Below are 18118 nucleotides of genomic sequence, written 5' to 3'. Positions count from 1 at the left end.
ACCATCAATAATTGACTACTTTCTGGGTTTAATTGTTTTTCTCTCATGCTGAGTATCATAAAACTGTTCCCATCCGGTGCTACGACTCATGCAACCGCTCAATTGTTGCCTGAATCTGATTAAACAGACTATTCTGTTCTCCATCGGCAACACGCCCGCTTTGTTGCATCAGTCGTTGGTTCATCTGTTCGGCAGGACCAACAACACGCGGCTGAGACGCCAGCCCGGCGATCATTTTGTTTTTGCCGAGAAAGTTAAACCGCTCCGCCAGCGCGTTGACTTCGCTTGCCGAAGCCGTTTCCATGTACTTTATTGCCCGTTCGAGATAAGTCAGCCGCTTATCTTCAATGGAAGCACTGAAGTTCAGTGTCTGTAACTGCGACTGCCCTTCTGAAGTCCGGATTTTAGTCCGTTCAACCATTTTTTCATCCTGACGCTGCTGTAGCGTCTGGCCTGATTTATTCACCGGAATATCCAGACTGGCCTGCGCCAGTGACGAACGCGTCTGAGCATGCTTGATAAATTGCGCAGGTAATGACTGCGGTGCATCCAGTACCACCATACGACGGAGGGCTCTCACATTCCCCGCGCCGATCCGCTCTGCCAGTTTGTCGCTTCCCTGAAGATTTAGCTGATGCAGATCATCCATAAAATCAGCGTGCTTCGCCATTTTGGTAGTCGCATTCAGCGCAAATATCTGACATTCATAAAAAGATTTCTGCATGTTCATACACAGCACAGCAACTTTATCTTCCGGGAAAAGCGAAGACATAAGAGAATCTTTAACCTCGGGGTTGTCATAGATCGAATTACGGGGATTATCCGCTAATGAATCGAGAATAATGACGGAGCGCCTGCCGTTCATTTCACGAATATCGGCAGCCACATAGTGAAACATCTGCGGGGTCTGCATCAGTACCTGACGGGTCTGTTCAGTATCAATCTCTCCCAGCTCATCAAATATGTCATCATGAAAAATCACTGTATTTTCCGGATTATGAGCTTTTTCAGCCTGAATCATCGTCGGCAGTAATGCCGTATCAAAAACAGCCTCCATACTGCCGGCCGACCAGTTTTGCTGCCGCAGTGTACTCAGATGTTGGTGAATCTCCTGCATGTTATGTAGTACAGCATGACGTATCGCTTCCGGTCCGGCACCCCGACCGCCGCAATGCATCCAGTTTTCTGTCGGCCAGTTCGGCTTCACCGCACCGGATGAGGATGTCTCAGCACCTTCCGTATGTTCTGCCGGATTTATCCCGGCAGGTGAATGATGATTCACATTTCCAATCGGCACGATTTCCCTCCGGATATTTTCCTTTCTGATTGATTTATCTTGTCAAACTACGACACGCGCTCAGTCTGCCCGTTGCAGTTCCGGTCAGAAATCTTCAGATAGATGAGTTGCCAAACTATGGAATGAGTTCCATAACTGTCAGTCAGTCCGCTGAAAATACTGCCACAGGGTCATGTCGTCACTGCATACCGATCTTCGGTCTGCGATGCAGATCATCCAAAGATTCCGTAAAAGAGAATTTTCTTTGAAGCCAGACATCCGGTAAGCTAATCTTTCATCCTTCTGGCAAGCATTCCCCGGACAGGGATTACCCGGTTCACAAACCAAGAAATCAATCATCATGAAATTTATTCATACTTCAGACTGGCATCTGGGCCGTCAGTTTCACAGTGTCTCTCTGATTGCTGATCAACAAGCGGTGCTGGCACAGTTGATCGCTTTCATTCGGGAAAACCCGGTCGATGCAGTTGTGGTTGCAGGAGATATTTATGACCGCTCCGTACCACCAACTGTCGCTATTGAGCTGTTGAATCAGGTTGTCAATCAGGTCTGTGACGAACTGAACACCCCCATGATATTGATCCCCGGAAACCATGATGGTGCTGAACGGCTCGGCTTCGGTGCCGGACAGATGAAACATGCCGGACTCCACATTATCAGCCACTTTGATGAAATGCTGAAACCTGTGGTAATTCACACAAAATCGGCGGGTGAAGTGGCTTTCTACGGCATCCCGTATAGTGATCCCGAAGCCGTCCGCGCAGCATTCAAGACTTCAGTATCCACCCATGACGAAGCCCATGAATTCCTGTCACAGAAGGTTCGCGAACAGTTTTCACCACAGCAGAAGCAGGTGTTGATCAGTCACTGTTTTGTCGACGGAGCGATTGAATCCGAGTCAGAAAGGCCGCTGTCTATCGGCGGCTCAGATCGGGTCAGCTACGAGCATTTCACTGATTTTGACTATGTTGCTCTCGGCCACCTGCACCAGCCGCAGCAAAGAGGCGCTGCATATATTCGCTATTCAGGTTCTCTGATGAAATACAGTTTCAGCGAACAACATCAGAAAAAAGGCATGACCTTAGTTGAGCTGAATCAGGACGGTTTTGTCGCCGCCGAGCCCGTGGGACTGACTGCGCCGCATGAAATGCGCATTATCGAAGGTGAGCTGAATGACATCCTCGAACAAGGGAAAACCGATCCGAAAAATCAGGACTATCTGCTGGTTCGGTTAATGGACAAACATGCGATCCTCAACCCGATGGAGAAACTGCGCAGTGTCTATCCCAATGTTCTGCATCTCGAAAAACCGGGTATGTTGATCGGCGTTGAGCAGGAGATGGCTGCGGCCAGACTGGCCCGCAGTGAAATCGATATGTTCCGGGACTTCTTCACCGAAGTGCAGGACTGCGAGCTGTCGGCAGAACAGGACAGCGCGATCAAAACCATCATCAACCAGTTATCTCAGCAGTAAGGAAGGCGCATGACACCACTGAAACTGACCATGCAGGCCTTCGGCCCGTTCGCTGCAACCGAGCAGATTGATTTCACCCGTCTGGGCCGTCATCCGCTGTTTCTGATCAATGGCCCGACCGGTTCGGGCAAAACGTCGATCCTAGATGCGATCTGCTTTGCACTCTACGGTGAAACCACCGGCAATGAGCGTCAGGGGATACAGATGCGTAGTGATCTGGCGACAGCCGAGACGCTGACGGAAGTGATTCTGGAGTTTGCCCTACACGATAAAACCTATCGTGTCAGCCGGGTTCCGGAGCAGGAAACCCCGAAAAGTCGCGGTGAAGGTATGACTGTACGTAAACACACCGCCGCCCTTTACGACATCACCGATGAAGAAAAACTCATCACTGGCAAAACCGCGCAAGTCAAAACTGAAGTCACAAATCTGATCGGCCTCAGTGAGACTCAGTTTCGTCAGGTTATGGTGCTGCCACAAGGGAAATTCCGTGATTTACTGCTGGCCAGTTCCAAAGATCGGGAAGCCATTTTCGGTCAGCTCTTTCAAACCGATATCTATAAGAAAATCGAATTTGCTCTGAAAGACAAAGCCAGCGATATCAGCAAAGCGAAAAACGAATTCGACAATCAGATCCGTGGAGCATTACAGGTTGCCGGCGTCACCTCAGAACAAGAACTGACAGAGCAGCAGATACAGCAAAGCCAACAGCTTGAGGTTGCCCGGAATCAGGAACAGACGGCACAGACGAAACTCAGTCAGGTGAAATCGGACATTCAGAAAGCAGAAGCGCTCAATCAGACGTTCGAGCGGCTCAATCATGCCCGTACGGCACTTGCCGCACATCTTGAGCAAAGCCCGCAGATCGAGCTGCGTCAGCAACAGCTGGATATTGCCAGAAATGCCGCCAAAATCGAGCTGCCCTACGTCAACCGGAGCAGCGCAGGAAAGCAGGTCGACGAGTTTCACCGGCAAGTCACCACGCTAGAAAAGGCACTGGATGAGGCGCGGCAGGAACAACAGCGCAAGCAGGAAGAGTTCAATACAGCCACAGAGAATGCAAAGCAGGTTCCCGGACTCACGCAAACTCAGTATCAGTTGGAGAACGTCAAAACCAAGCTTGCTGAAAAACAGACGCTGGAAGCTAAAATCGCAGAAAACATCAAGCAACAGCAACAATTTGAGCAAAAACTGGCTCAGTATATCGCCCTGAAAGAACAGCTCGCAGCCGAAGCGGTGAAAACCCAGCAGGTACTGGAAAATGCCCGCAAAGAAGTGGCAGAAAAACCAGCCATTGAAGCGGAAATCACCCGCATGCAGCGTTTAGCCACCGATATCGGCAAGCTGGAAACGCTCAAGAAACAGCTGCATCAGACAGAACAACGTACCGCCGAAAAAGAACTGGCTGTCCGACAGGCTCAGGAAGCATTTTCCAACCGTCAGAAACAGGCCGACCAACTGGAAATGCAGTGGCACAGCGCTCAGGCTGCGATTCTGGCCCAGAAGCTTGAAACCGGAGAAGCCTGCCCGGTCTGCGGAAGTTGTGAACACCCGGCTCCGGCGACCTTTACCGGCGCAGAAATCAGTAAAGATCAGGTACAGCAGGCCAGAGCGACCGAACAACAAGCACTGCAACAGTATCATCAGACCACCGGACAACTCGAACAGCATCAAGCCATCATCAAACAGATACAACAACAGCTGAATGAAATGATGACCGAACTGGGAGCACAGTCTGAAACACAACCGGCGCAACTCCAACAGGATTTACAGGCGGTGCAAGACCGTTTACAGCAGTTATCCGCACTCGATCTGGTCAAAATGGAACAGTCAGTTACAACGCTCAATCAACGCTGTGAAACCGGTGAAACCAAACTGGCTGAACTGCGTCAGCAGATAGCTGCCAACGATTCACTGCTCAATGCCGGTCAGGAGCAACTCAAACAGCTTTCTGCATCGATTGATCCGCGTTATCACCATGTCGATGTCGTCGAACAGGAAATCACAGCAACTAAAAAAACCATCGATACACTGAATCAAGGGCTGGCAACAGCACAGAACACGCTTCAACAAGCAACACTGAATCATGCAAACCTCAACAGTCAGCTCGCCACCAATCAGCAGTTGTTACAACAGGCCAAAGCACAACAGGAGTCGGCAGAAAACGCATGGCAGCAGGCGCTGCAAGCCAGTCATTTCACCGATGAGCAGCACTATCTCGACAGTCGCCGCACCGAACAGGAAATGCAACACTGGCAGCAGGAGCTTGAGAATTTCAGACAGACAAAAACTAAGCTGGAACAGAGCCTGACCGATCTGAACGAAACACTCAAAGATGCCCAGAAGCCGGATCTGGAAACGCTCAATCTCGCCCTGACTCAGGCACAACAAACCTATACAGAAACCCGCCAGCAGCTTGATGCGATCCACTCAAGCTTCGAACGACTGGAAAAGGTGCGCAGCGATATTGCCCGATTGCACGAGAAAAACGCCAGACTGGAAGAAGAGTATCGGGTTTACGGCACACTCTACGATGTCGCCAGCGGCAAAACCGGCAGCCGGATCAGCCTGCACCGCTTTGTGCTGGGTGTATTACTCGATGATGTACTGATTCAGGCCTCGCAGCGGCTGAGTCTTATGAGTAAAGGCCGCTATATTCTCGCCCGGAAAACCGAGGGGTTCAAAGGCATCGCCGGACGCGGCCTCGATCTGGTGGTAGAAGATGGTTACACCGGCAAAAACCGGGATGTAGCAACTCTGTCCGGCGGCGAATCTTTTATGGCAGCACTGGCGCTGGCTTTAGGTCTGTCCGATGTCGTTCAGTCATACAGCGGCGGCATCCGGCTGGAAACATTATTCATTGATGAGGGCTTCGGTAGTCTGGATCCCGAGTCGCTGGATCTTGCGATCCAGACTCTGGTCGATCTGCAACAAACCGGCCGGATGATCGGTATCATCTCTCACGTCGCAGACCTGAAAGAACAGATGGCTCTGCGTATTGATGTCGAACCATCGCTGACGGGATCAAAGGTCAAAGTCTGTGGGTAATCAGGCTCCGGCTCAAGCCGTTGAAATAGGAAGGCCATTCCTGCCGACATTTTCCTTGAATAGCGCTGATTGAAGACACTCGGGATCCAGCATCTTGAGGTTACTTGGGTATATATCAAAATACTTCTCTCAGAAAATAAATATCGTGGTTCTTTCACATCATATTAAAGAGCCATTTTATTTAAAATATATTCCATTGAGAAATTATCGCTGCGTAACTTGAAAATAACAGATTGGAATCCTACGGTTTAAGATTATATATCACCACATCTAAGAACGATGGATCATTTAACGATTAATCAAGCGTCAGTAATATCTAAAGATATGATTGACTGGTCCCGGATACCGGATATCCAGACCTCGCAACAGTTACTCAAAGGCTATTTTCCGAAGCGACTTTTTCCCAGATTGCACGACAGTATTAAAAATCGTCTGGCTGCTAATTTTACCAACTGGAATCAAAACATGCCGGATATATGTGTAGCGAGGCAGGACTGGAGTTCACTCAGGGAGTCTCTATACGCGGCTGGCAGAGATTTACCGCTGGTTGCACTGGCTCAGATTTCCTACGGCCATGGTATGGGCCATTCCCGGATTGGGATTCACCGTTTCCCAAAATTTGCGTCGGAAGAAAACAATACTTATATCTATCACGCCACTCCGGGATTATCACTGAAGGGAGGACAGGCATCGGATTACAACCGGCTGGATTATATTTCCAGAAAACCGACTTTGTATGCTTTTTGGGTCTTAAACTATGACTTCTGCCATCAGGGTGCAGAAGAGTTACACCAGCGATGGATGCACTATCGCTTCAGAATTTCCAACCAACATCAGTGTGACTGTGCTACGTTTGTGAACGATTTCACCCGCCACATGGCGAGTATTGGTGCAGATCATAACAATCCTTTCAACTATACAATTCCATCTCACACGATTACAGCGCCGGTTCCTTGTGAAGAACGGGGAATATATGCTGTCTTAAAATACACGCACCGGCCACCGGCGATGCTTCTCTTTACTCAGGATTCAAGCACATACGATCGTATATGCAGTCACGGTTACTCTGACCAAGGAGGTTGGGTTGTAGATCAGGATGCGCCGGAATTTAATATCGTAAGACAATGATAAGCTCAGGCGTGTTAACCTTTCGTGATGTTTTTTTCAGCAATTTGTCGTACATTTAATCAAGGCAGGTCAACACGCCCTAGTAAGTTTTTACCCCTTAATCTATATTTTTATTAATTAATCTATAAAAGTTCCTTTTCTTCGTTGATGGCGTTGTTATTTTCCTAAACAGAGCGATTGTATTTTTCTATGAGAATTCACCTGAAGAAGCCCGCAAGCTGGAAAGCTGCCTATATCCATTTATGGGATGATAAAAACCCTGAGAAATTGCAGACTAAATGGCCCGGCATCCGCCTGAAAAAAGGAAGGGATGGCTGGCATACCCATCAGATTAAAGGCAGAAAAAATGTATGTTTTGTATTAACCGACGGGAAAGGCTCTCAAACAGAAGATTACTATCTGGATAAAGCGGAAGCCTGGTATGTTGATGGTGATCTCTGGACAATAAAACCAAATCACTATGACTTCTTTACATTCCCGAATGGTATGAAGAAAGCGCTGGGGATGAGTTATGACGACGGGGTGATTCAGGATATCCGCTTAACCCGGATGTTCACCAAGTATGGCATTAAAGGAACCTTTCATATTAACTCCGGTGTTATGGACGATCCCAGTAAGGTTCCCGCAGAATTAGCAAAACCGGTTTATAAGGGACACGAAATTTCGATGCATTCCTCGACGCATCCTTTCCTGTATCACGCGACAGAAGAACATATCCGGGCAGAAATATACGATGAGAAGAAACGGTTAGAAAAACTGTTACGTCGCAAGATGATCGGTATGTCATATCCGTTTGGCAGCTACAACCTCACTATGCTCAAACGGATGAAAGAATGGGGACTAGTCTATGGTCGTGTGGTTCCTGAAACCAATGATTTCCGACTCCCCGGAGATCTGCTGCGCTGGCGTCCGAGTGTCCATCATTGTCAGTCACAGGAGATCACCAACAGATTCTTAGCCGAAGACGGTTCCAAGCTGTCACTGTTTCTCATCTGGGGACACAGCTGGGAGTTTGACGACCCCAATTCAGAATATAACTGGACGTTTATGGAAGGGATTTGTCAGCAACTCTCCGGCCACAAAGATATTTGGTACGCAAGCATGGGCGAAATAGCGCTCTACCTGAAAACACTTGAAGCCGTTGAAGTCAGTGACGACGGACAAGTTTTTTCTAATAACTCAGAACACACAGTCTGGATCAACCATGATGGTCACGGTGTTCCTCTACAGTCTGGGGAAACTGTAGCGTATAGCTAATTATTTTTTTCGGGTTATGGGTGGATTGTGCGAGTTACCATGTTGTGGTTTGGTGCGCTCAGGCTTCATCTTTCAGCCACATGATCGCCTGCACCCCAGTTCCTTTTGATAGAAATGTTCCACCAAATGCAAATCAACCACTACTCGAAGGAAGAAATCCACGGATGGATTTCTAGGTTTTTCTGAGTCAGGACGACTCATAAAAACCGGTCCTGAACCACCAGCAGCTCCGTCAAACAAAAAAGATTTTCTGGTTACTCTTGCATCTTTGCAAGAGTCACTGGCGCACAGAGCACCAATGCCTCTGAAATCGAAAACACACATTGTGCGTCATATTTCGGAGCCAGAGACTAAGAAAATAATGAGTGGTTCAACAATAAAAGTTCTGCTTCACCTAAACGACTTACCATCAAGCCCAGATGGGATTTTCACCTTTCTGGCTGCACAACGGCAATAAACAACAATTTTATACAATACGGCTATACGACGAATAGATATCGTTGAACCAAACAAGTTATAAGGATTGAACAATGATATCTAATAACAACTTTTGGCTCAGGGAAAACCCACATATCACGTCCATTGCGACCCTCGGTCCGGATGGTTCAAGTAGTCAGGCGGCAGCAAAACATTTGTCATCTTTGATAGAAAAGCCCTTGGAAGTACTTCTCTTTGATACTTTTGAACTTGCTTCACAACACGTAGAGAAAAATACATCTTGTGCGCTACTTGTCGCTAACGCATATGAGCGGGTAGACAACTTCTACATGAATGCCGATACGATGTTACTTGGCTCTTTTTACTATGCCCCACCAGCCTACTATCTTAGCTGTAAAGATGTTGCATCTCTAAAGGCAAAAATAAGTGAACAGCAACCGATTAGAATCGCAACACACCATGCGCCATTATCAAGGCTGAATGGTTTAATTAAATCAGCTGATGATGTGGTTCAGGGATTATCAAAAGCTAATTTAGAAATCGAAATCACCGATTCAACAAGTAAGGGAGCCAGACAAGTTGCCAGCAATATCTCTGATTGCTGTCTGGCTAATGTGGACGCCTTGGATTTATATCATCTCCATAGGCTATCAAGTCCTCTGAATATAGAAATGACTTGGGTAGTCTTCTCGTGTAATCAAGTTAAGGTAGAGGAAATTGCCTGATGGATAATAAAAAATGTGTATTAGTAATCGATAAAGAACTACCACAGGGTCTTATTGCAAATACTGCGGCCGTATTAACTTTAAGTTTAGGGAAAATACATCCTGAACTAGTAGGTGAAGATATTAAAAATGGGGATGGAGAGAAACATCTCGGTATTACTCGTATTCCTATACCTATTTTGGCAGGAGATCCTAACGATATTAAAAGATTACGATCAGAATTAATGCCTCATACAACACTGATCGATTTCTCTAATATTGCTCAGACAACCAAAAACTATGAGGATTACTCAAATAAATTAGCTTCAGTACAAAATGAGGATATTGAGTATCTGGGAATCGCAGTTTATGGCGACAAAAAGATTATAAGTAAACACACCGGAAACATGAGACTCATTCGATGAATAATTTAGTAGAAATGGTACTAGTATCTGGCTCCCCATATAAGCGAGGTTCAGATCTCAGCCCTGACGAGCAACCTGTCACAGAAGTGCTCTTGAGTGACTTCTTTATAGATATTCATCCGGTAACAAATGCTGAATTTAGAGTATTTATCGAGCAAGGCGGCTATCAATGCAAAGAATACTGGAGTGATGAAGGATACAATTTCATCAAGCAATACAATATTACAGAACCTCTGTATTGGCACGAGCCGAACTGGAATCAGGATAAACAGCCTGTAACCGGAATTAGTTGGTATGAAGCCAACGCATATGCCAGATTTGTCGGAAAAGAACTTCCAACTGAAGCTCAGTGGGAATATGCAGCAAAAGGAAACGATTCACGTCTTTATCCCTGGGGAAATAGCGAACCATCGTCAGAAATCGCTAACTATGCTCCGGATTGTGAACCAGAAGAACTTGATCGTAAGTCCACGTATTGGGATGCTCATCCTCAAAACAGATCTCCATTCGGTTGTATTGATATGGCAGGAAACCTTGCAGAATGGTGTTTAGATAACTACCACCCGAACTACTCATGGGATGATGGAAATGCTAACCCACTCTATATTAGCAATATTGAGGAGGATCATATTGTCAGAGGTGGTTCAGGATTACACGATGAGGATTATATGAGATGTACTTGTCGGGATAATTACCCACCGACTGTTCGGGATAATATTGTTGGTTTTCGCTGTGTAAAAATACTATAAGGAATGATTAAAATATGGATACATTGAAAACTCCCTATATTGAAAAAAAACCGTCTTCTCTGCGGTATTATCAGGAAGGGCCACCAGAATCTCATGATTCAATAAATATGGAAGAATGGTCATTAAAGGTCTATCTTCCTGATGAATCAGTACCTATTCATGTAAAATTTGACGAGTTAAAGAAAATTTCAACGATTACAGAAAACCGTCGGGTTGTATGTGTCTGTAACTGGAGTATCAGGCGCAACTGGACAGGCATTTTACTGTCCGACTTACTTGATTACTTAGGAATCAATACGACGCGATACTACCCATATTATTTAAAACAACTCAGTCTCGGAACTGAAAAAGGTCAATATGATTCAACCATTTCATTAGAGCATTCCTTAGAAAACAGAGCAATGCTTGTGTGGGCCATAGATGGTGAACCATTAACCTTAGAGGAAGGCTATCCTCTCAGACTCGTTGACTTCTCTTTATACAGATACAAAGGTGTAAAGTGTCTGTCTGAATTACACTTCACGAAAGAGTTTGATCAAGGTTTCTGGGAATCTAAAGCCGGTTATAGTAAGGAAGGAAAAATAAAACCCAAAAGATACCGAATCGTTGATCTGCAAGAGCATCGATTTATAGATGGTACCGGCGAAGTGACTGATTTTTAAAGTTAGATGGAAAAGCAATGACTATATTACTCGCAATGGCTATATTTGCTCTGGTGACTTCTATTTCTCCCGGACCAGTCAATATTTTAGCCACAGTAACAGGGGCAAACTGCGGATACTTACGGACAGTTCCCCATATAATGGGTGCAACACTAGGTTTTGTCACAATATTATTTTTGTTAGGTTTTGGTTTATCTCAATTTTTGAGTGAAGCACCATATCTGACAGATATTCTGACTTACTTAGGCGGAGCTTTCTTACTTTATTTATCCTATAAAGTTGCAACCCAAAATCCACTTTCAGATAGTGAAGAAGATAATACAAGTGCTCCATCCTTATTTCAGGGGATAATGTGCCAATGGCTAAACCCAAAAGCATGGATCGTCTCTCTGGCAGGAATCTCAGTATTCTTCCATGACAACTCGGCTGAGCTCGAAAAACTGCTTATATTTTGCAGCATCTTCTTTGTTGTTTGTTATGCGTCCATCTCTGTCTGGGCAGTTCTGGGAGTGACAATTCGTTCAATACTCTCAACACCCAGGCATTTTAAGCTATTCAATATTGTTATGGGGTTGTTATTGGCTGTTACGGTACTATATACTTTCTCTCTATCAAATTGAGTGAGTATGAATCCATATGTCAAAGCCATCTTTTTTTAGATCTGACGTTGTTCCCATTGAGCTCCGTTCTTCTAAAGAGTCAAAAGCATGTTATGGAAAGCATACTCACGAAGAGTTCTCCATTGGTGCTGTCGACAGTGGCCTGAGTGATTACTTCAATAGTAATGTGCGGTGTAGAATTCAAACAGGTTCAATTGTCATTATCAATCCATCGGAAGTACACTCTTGCAACCCAGCTCCGGACACCAACTGGAGCTACAAAATGCTTTATGTATGCCCCAAATGGCTAAGTCATATACAATCCATGGTTGTGGGACAACACTTGAAGGAGTTTGTCCCCTTTTCAGTGAATCACCTTGAAAACCATCAAATTTTTACTCAACTGCAAAAACTGTCCAATATTCTCACCAAAAGTAACAACGATATGCAAATTGAAGAAAATTGCATTGCATTTTTTTCTAACTTATTTGCGATGACCAATCAATATTCTTATGATAAACAGTCACCTAAAAGAAATGTATCCAGAGCATACGAATATATCAGAGATAATTTTAAGTGTAATATCTCTGTAAAAGATATAGCTTCTTACTCAGGACTAAGTGAATATCATCTGATCCACGCATTCAGAAAAACGTATGGGATTACTCCCCATGCAATGCAGATCGCCATGCGTATCAATGAAGCCAAAAGACAGCTCAAAGAAGGGAATAAAATCGCATCTATCGCAACAGATTTAGGTTTTACCGATCAGAGCCATTTTCACAAAAATTTCAAAAAATTAGTTGCTGCAACCCCGATTGAATATAAAGTAAATTAAATAAGGCATGGTTCATTCTGGCCTGACATCAGCTCACCTCAGACTAAATAAAAGTATCTAAGTATCACAAATCTGGTGTTCACCTGGATATGATGAGAAGAGGATATAGGACTTTGCATAAAAAAAGCCAATCACAAGATTGTGATTGGCTGTCAATATGAACAATTTGGTTCACTAACAACGTCAGTTGGCTAGGTGACCCTCGGCTTAATAAGGGTCGCTATAACTATTGCAGTATGTGTGCCAACTTTTTATTTGCTTTTAACCATTTGATTTCATTTAATTCGTACAAATATTAACCTAATTACAATACAGTAGCACTCATATGTATTTCTTAAAATGCAAATCAATTTTCATTTTGCAAAATCATTCAATTTCAAACTATTCCACTTCATTGCCACTGTTGATGTTCTGATGAAAACAGTCCACATTGTCGAATGTCGTGGTCGCAATCGATAGTAATACTTCTCTGGTCAGTTTATCGTCAGACATAAGGTGTCATTTCCTTTTTGGTTCAGTTTAAAGAAATGACACAGAAATTTGAACACTACCAAACTAACCAAAAAATTGTCTCTGTTATTTAAACACCTCATTAATAAACAGACGTTTTTTCGGAATACTTTCACCAGTCACCCACCACTGAGGCAAATACTTGGTTTCAACATTGGGTTCCAGTTTCCAGCGCTGATAGGCCAATGCAGCTAACCCGGTAATTGGCAGAGACACCCAGGTTTTGCTGTCCCACTTATGATCAGAAACAAAATACTCTTCTTCTGATGCTTCAAAATTCGCCTGATTTTTATGTGCTTCCAGAGCCCGCAACAGAGCCTTCGGATACGCAGTCTCTCTGTCCGAACGGTACATCGCTTCGATTAAAGGGATCAAGGGCAGATAAAACCCATATACGAAATTTTGAGCGTACTTGTCTCCGATATATTCCGGAGCTGATTTCTCTGCAACATCACGCAGCAATGTTGCTATATCTGCCTTCGGAGTAAACAGGCCTTTATAAAGGGCCAGTAGAGCTTTCTCAAAACGGTGCGTTGGATCTGCACATTGAGCACCATCATCAATATCCAGAAAACTTTCATCAAATGCCAACAATACATTCAGTAAATCCGACTGACGCAGGATCATAGCGATCGACATTGCATCAATCCAACTCCATAGAGAATTCGAAGCCCGGGTGATTTTCCCCTCGGCTTCAAATAACAATCCGGCATACTGGCACATCACCTGCTCTCCCGGATGCAGGGCAATCTGATAGTGAACCTCTAACAATTCCCAGGCTTCCTGCAACATCCAGATCGTCTGTTGCTTATCCCAGTTCATATAGTTCATTTTGCCTAGAAAACTGAATGCATCTTCGTATCCACCGATAGATACACTTAACGGTTTTGACTCTATATATTCATAGCTTAGCTGATGGAATTTAGAAATATCTTCGAGCAACTCGTTCCGCTCATCCTCATCATATTCATACTGTATATGATGCGCTAATTGAACCTTAGTCATTAGTAAAAGCCTCTTTTACTTGTTTATAGCGAATAGCCTGATTATCCATAATCGAACCATCCGGATTGAGTTTTGTTTCAATCCGATAATATTTTGCATTATTAATCGTCTTATGCTTTGTCAGTAGCTCTATTGTTTCTTTAAACTCTGTTAACTCAGCTTTATCTACAGCGACCTGCCCTTTTGACAGTGAATAATCTTTTCTCATCACATCAAGGATATCATTGTTATATACCGGATGCCCCTGGGCATAACCTTTATTATTGACACTCCGTCCCGTCATTTTTGACACCGAACCAGGTAACCCACCTTTTGCCTCAACAATGATGACCTGTTCACTAGGCATACCCCGATCAACCACATAAACACTGTCAAATTGACCATTTTTATTTTTACGATTTGGCGGTAATGTTCTTAGTTTTTCGACGACTCTTCCTGGGAAAAGTTCATTACGAACAACACCATCAGAAACCAGCTCGCCAATCGCTTCACTAGATTGCTTCTGACGATGTTGCCATTTCAGGCGTTCAAGAGAAGTAATCTCATCATCTAGTTCAGAATTTGTACCTAAATGTTCCAACTGTTTCTTGGCATTGACACGTTCTACCACTAAATCTTCGATATCCCTTTCAACATACTCACCATCGATTTCAATACGATAGGTTCGCTTGCTATCTAAGCCGAGTTTTTGTATATCAAACTCAATATCTGCTATTTCATCAAAATTTGTATCATAATCGATTGAAACTTTTCCTGGATTGGAGCTTTTCCAGCGACCGGCATCACCATCAAAATACCATCCTTTTTCACGATTTCTTTCAAAATCTTCTGGGGAAAGCCCTCTACCCTTTATTTCGCTACGATATTTCTCATAATCTGGCCGATATTTGTCGCTGATTAAGTGAATATCGTCGGATGTTCTGTACTGATGATCTGGTGATTCTCCATTTTGTCTTTTTCTGATATCCGATGCCATATTTTCAAAGGCATGGGCTAAAGATGGATTCAAGTCATCCAGCTTCTTGGTGACTATCTCAATGAGAGATGCTAGGCTTTTACCAACAAATTCCGCTTTATTCAGCCTGCCAAGAGATACATCGACTAACAAATCAATCAGGACATCTCTGATTGCTTCTTCTACCGGAGCCGTTCCCTGAATAATCGCTTCAATCCGATCCAAAGCATTTTTTACATCATAAAGTGTCATCGCCAACATCACGCCGTCAATGGCATATATCAGCACCAGTAAAAGCAGTGCATTATGTTGGGCTGCATTTCCGGCAGTATAAGCAGCGATATCGACATTGCCACCAAATGCAAAGACGGTCACCGCAGCAGCAAACCGGGAAATATCCACACCAAGGCTTTGTAATCTCCTTAGTTCTTTTTCCAGCTCTGGCCGTGATAATGTTTCCTCACCAGTCAGCATTCTTCTGGCACTACTTTCAACCTCAGTCTCGATCTCCTGAACATGGTCTTTATACTGAGATGAAACATACTCCCCAATAACACTTCCGGCAGCACCAGAAACACAACCACTCTTATAATCTGAGCTATTGCCGCCGCTGATTGATGTCATCGCACTGCCCAGACCACAGCCTAACGCGGCATGAGCAATATATTTGGTGGCTTCACTGATTTGCGGCGTGCCGCCTGGGTTTGATTCGGTCGATCCATGCGCACCGGCAGCATCACCAATTTTCTCAGCCAGCTCAGCACCAATGGTCGTTACCACCGCAGTCGCGAAACTGGTCTTAAATGAATCCCCGAAATCACTGACACTTCCACCATTGATAACGGTTGAAATGCCGGAACTCACCGCAGAGCGCATCACCATCTGAGCGGCTTGTGAATAAGTACCGCCAGAAAGCCATTCGGTGTTCATGCCTTCAAGCACACCGGCTGTCACCATACTGGTTGCCAGAGATGTCAGGCTTTGCTTCGATGCCATCGTTTTCAGCGTGTCTTTGATATCAAAGCCATTGGCCAGCAAACTAGCAGATGCCTGCATAGCCAGTGTTGAAATACCGGCATTCACCGCAGCAGCCATCGTACCGGCCACCGCACCTTCACCACTGAGAACGACCAGTCCTCCGCCCCCTGTGGCTATTGCCATCGCAATCGCCAGAATTGCCATCGCTGCAGGTGTCAGTCCGGACTGGTCATAATCCCATTCTTCCATGACCAGCTGCACTTCCTGCCAGTCAATATTCAGCGAAGGATCATTGCGGATGTCCTGCATCCACGCCAGTTCCGGTGATTCCGCCAGTGTTGCCAGAGTTGCATCTAAATTATGTTTATCTCCGGCATATTGGATCCGAACGCCACTATAGGCATTGAGCATAATGCCACCGGAGTTAATGAACTCGGAGTAATAAGAGACCTCGCGTTGATAACCATGCCCCTGATGGCGGAATGACAACGCACCATCGTAAGACTTTTCATAACTGTAGGTTTCCAGCAGTTTCGCCAGTTCAAAATCAATCGAACCCTGCTCGGCAATAATTTTTGAAATGCCCCGGCTGTCGACAGTCACAGCTTCGAGAAGAATATTGCCCTGCAAAGTACGCAATACCATACTCTGCCCTGCTTTCAGCAGGGTTCGGACAATTTCGGCTTCAGTGCGGCTCTCGGACTCACTTTCTTTGGTCCCGAAAACACCACCGCTTTCCGCTTCAAAACGACTCTCGAAGGAGTGCATGTCAGCGGCACTTTTCAGGGTAATACCGTGTGCTGCAAGGATTTCCAGTAATCCCTGACTTTCCAGTACGGCACCTTCAAGGTAAACCTGTCCGTCGGAAATCAGAGATAACGCATCGACAGCAGAGAGATTGGTTTGCAGGTTAACCAGTGATGATTCACTTTCCGACCAGTGTTCACCGGATTCTGCCCGCTCACTCTTTGTAACCTGAGGAACCAGAATGATGTTGCCCTGTGACTTAATCTGCAAATCACCCTGAGCGGAGAACTGTCCGCCGTGGCTGATCACATCAGATGTCGTCTGAATATTCAGATCGCCCAGTGAAACAATCGAACCAATCTGATCAAAAGCTTCCGCATAACCATGACCATAATCGATACGCGTCACCAGCGTGTCATTGACCAGCCGGTTTGCAATCAGAGAAACATCATCACCGGTAATGGTTCCGGAAAGGTTTTGCAAATCACGTCCGGTACGAATCGTCAGCTGTCCGCCGGAAATGATACCTTTGGTATTGATAAAGTCATTGGTGATGTCCAGCAGTGCATCATGTCTGAAATCAACACGTGCCCCATTGACCACAAAACTACGTGTTTGTATTTCCGCCGAATTGGCAGATAACGTGGATTCAGATAAGCGCTGTTCTTCAATCGTAGCCGGTGTCAGATACACAAATGGAACAAGATACTCGTGTCCATTGATCACCCGGCTCTCCGGCCAGATCATATTCGCAGAAAGCTGAGTGATCTGTTCAGCGGTTAACATCTGTCCCAGTTTAATTCCGGAAGATTTTGCATAACTGACGGCATTTTCATACAGCTTTTTCGTCTGTTCGTTATAGCTTGAGTAGCCGGGCGCCGAAATCCAGCTCTTGTTCAACAGTTGAGTCAACTGTTGTTTTATGATTCCCCGCTCAACATAAGGTGTTCCGAAGCGGGTCGGAATGTCATCCAGCGAGGTGTTCTCGCCCTGATAGGCTGACAACATTTCAGGATAGCTGGCTTTAATCTGGGTAAAGAAAAATTCGAATCCGTCAAAAATTGCCAGTTCATCTTTTTCTATTGTCCCGGAATAAAGGTAATCCCGGACCTGCTCTTGCAGTTCATAACGTGCGGAACCGGCGACAGCATTGGTAATCGATTCCAGCGCAACATTCTGCTTTACTGCGGCATAAACCGGGAAAGCCAGATGGGTAAGAATAACCGGCAACAGAACCGAGGAAGTCAGACGCTGCCATAATGGTATTTGGTTGTTTTTCATCATTTTATTTACCAGATTCCGAT

13 protein-coding genes are annotated in these 18118 nt (G+C 45.1%); 10 read left to right on the top strand and 3 right to left on the bottom strand.

Annotation, left to right across the window (positions count from 1 at the left end; all coding sequences use genetic code 11):
- Positions 1–79 precede the first annotated feature (79 nt).
- Complete coding sequence (locus OCU74_RS17925) at positions 80–1297, bottom strand: YopJ family acetyltransferase (protein ID WP_087480999.1); 1218 nt, start codon at positions 1295–1297, stop codon at positions 80–82.
- Positions 1298–1637: 340 nt separating this feature from the next.
- On the opposite strand from OCU74_RS17925, the gene OCU74_RS17920 reads away from it, so the two are divergent.
- The 10 genes from OCU74_RS17920 (at position 1638) to OCU74_RS17875 (ending at position 12619) form a co-directional block, all read left to right on the top strand.
- The gene (locus tag OCU74_RS17920) at positions 1638–2771 is read left to right on the top strand and encodes an exonuclease SbcCD subunit D (RefSeq protein ID WP_087481001.1); all 1134 of its coding nucleotides are present in this window, start codon (positions 1638–1640) and stop codon (positions 2769–2771) included.
- 9 nt (positions 2772–2780) lie between these two features.
- Positions 2781–5819 (top strand): AAA family ATPase, encoded by a 3039-nt coding sequence (locus OCU74_RS17915; protein ID WP_087481002.1) that lies wholly within the window; start codon positions 2781–2783, stop codon positions 5817–5819.
- Between the two features lie 279 nt (positions 5820–6098).
- The gene (locus OCU74_RS17910) at positions 6099–6947 is read left to right on the top strand and encodes a hypothetical protein (protein ID WP_087481003.1); all 849 of its coding nucleotides are present in this window, start codon (positions 6099–6101) and stop codon (positions 6945–6947) included.
- A gap of 189 nt (positions 6948–7136) precedes the next feature.
- On the top strand, positions 7137–8204 hold the full coding sequence (locus OCU74_RS17905) for a polysaccharide deacetylase family protein (RefSeq protein WP_087481004.1): 1068 nt from the start codon (positions 7137–7139) through the stop codon (positions 8202–8204).
- Between the two features lie 530 nt (positions 8205–8734).
- On the top strand, positions 8735–9367 hold the full coding sequence (locus OCU74_RS17900) for a hypothetical protein (protein WP_087481005.1): 633 nt from the start codon (positions 8735–8737) through the stop codon (positions 9365–9367).
- Complete coding sequence (locus tag OCU74_RS17895) at positions 9367–9771, top strand: DUF2000 domain-containing protein (RefSeq protein ID WP_087481006.1); 405 nt, start codon at positions 9367–9369, stop codon at positions 9769–9771. The genes OCU74_RS17900 and OCU74_RS17895 overlap by 1 nt, the downstream gene beginning before the upstream one ends.
- A complete protein-coding gene (locus OCU74_RS17890) occupies positions 9768–10520 on the top strand; it encodes a formylglycine-generating enzyme family protein (protein ID WP_087481007.1) in 753 nt (250 codons plus the stop codon). Before OCU74_RS17895 ends, OCU74_RS17890 begins: the two co-directional genes overlap by 4 nt.
- Before the next feature lie 14 nt (positions 10521–10534).
- Positions 10535–11182 (top strand): molybdopterin-dependent oxidoreductase, encoded by a 648-nt coding sequence (locus tag OCU74_RS17885; RefSeq protein ID WP_087481008.1) that lies wholly within the window; start codon positions 10535–10537, stop codon positions 11180–11182.
- A gap of 17 nt (positions 11183–11199) precedes the next feature.
- Entirely contained in the window at positions 11200–11802 is a 603-nt protein-coding gene (locus OCU74_RS17880) for a LysE family translocator (RefSeq protein WP_087481009.1), read from the top strand.
- Between the two features lie 16 nt (positions 11803–11818).
- Entirely contained in the window at positions 11819–12619 is an 801-nt protein-coding gene (locus OCU74_RS17875; protein WP_087481010.1) for an AraC family transcriptional regulator, read from the top strand.
- 576 nt (positions 12620–13195) lie between these two features.
- Here the strand turns inward: OCU74_RS17875 and OCU74_RS17870 are convergent.
- Both OCU74_RS17870 and OCU74_RS17865 read right to left on the bottom strand, forming a co-directional pair.
- Positions 13196–14134, bottom strand: a complete 939-nt coding sequence (locus OCU74_RS17870) for an immunity 49 family protein (RefSeq protein ID WP_087481011.1) — start codon at positions 14132–14134, stop codon at positions 13196–13198.
- Entirely contained in the window at positions 14127–18098 is a 3972-nt protein-coding gene (locus OCU74_RS17865) for a DUF637 domain-containing protein (protein WP_159457416.1), read from the bottom strand. Before OCU74_RS17865 ends, OCU74_RS17870 begins: the two co-directional genes overlap by 8 nt.
- Positions 18099–18118: the final 20 nt, after the last annotated feature.

The sequence above is a fragment of the Vibrio mangrovi genome, from assembly GCF_024346955.1.
Lineage (GTDB): Bacteria > Pseudomonadota > Gammaproteobacteria > Enterobacterales > Vibrionaceae > Vibrio > Vibrio mangrovi.
Note: the sequence above shows the minus strand (reverse complement) of the source record. Positions and strands in the feature narration are given on the sequence as shown.